The following is a 979-nucleotide window of genomic DNA, read 5'->3' on the forward strand; positions in this document are numbered from 1 at the left end:
GTTAAACTTGGGGATTCTTTATCTACAATTGCTAAAAGATATAATCTTCCTCTTAGTGCATTAATTAAATTAAACCCTAGTATTTCTAATTCAGATCGTATTCATATTGGACAATCTATCCGTGTATCTGGTCAAGCCTCTACAACTAGTTCAACGGCTAAAAATAGTAGTTCAAGTGATACCTATACAGTCAAATCAGGTGACACCCTAGACAAAATTGCTAAAGCACATAAAACGACTGTCCAAAAATTAAAATCTAAAAACAAGTTGACTAATAATCTTATTTTGCCAGGACAAGTTTTGAAAATTAGTGAATTCAGCAAGTCTACGAATAACAGTACTAATACAACAGAAAAATATGTRGTTAAACTTGGGGATTCTTTATCTACAATTGCTAAAAGATATAATCTTTCTCTTAATGCATTAATTAAATTAAACCCTAATATTTCTAATTCAGATCGCATTCGTATTGGCCAATCCATCCGTGTATCTGGACAAGCCTCAACATCTAGTTCAACGGCTAGCAAAAGTAGTTCAAGTAAAACCTATAAAGTAAAATCAGGTGACACCCTAGACAAAATTGCTAAAGCACATAATACAACGGTAAATTCATTACTTTCTTTAAACCCAAGTATTTCAAATGCAAATACTATTCATGCTGGTCAATCTATTAAACTTTCTGGAAAAGCTACATCATCTGCAGCTAAAAAAGAGTCCCTATCATCTAATCCAGCCCAAGCAAATCAAATATTAGCTGCTGGTGCGAAATATTTAGGAGCTAGGTATGTTTATGGTGCAAGCACATCACGTACAGACATATTTGATTGCTCTTCATTCACATTGAAAGCATTCCAAGCTGTAGGTATTTCCTTACCGCGAACTTCATCAGCTCAATCTCAGATTGGGAAACCTGTATCTTCGAACAGCCTGCAAAAAGGAGATTTAGTATTTTTTGATACCAATAAAGATGGAGTAATTA

At 33.8% G+C, this 979-nt stretch carries 1 protein-coding gene; it reads left to right on the forward strand.

All coding sequences use genetic code 11. The features are described from left to right. Positions 1-300: 300 nt before the first annotated feature. A partial coding sequence (locus tag AC1DUW_RS30425; protein WP_477644391.1) for a C40 family peptidase occupies positions 301-979 on the forward strand: 679 nt, incomplete at its 3' end.

Source organism: Peribacillus sp. P4_C12 (assembly GCF_056402095.1).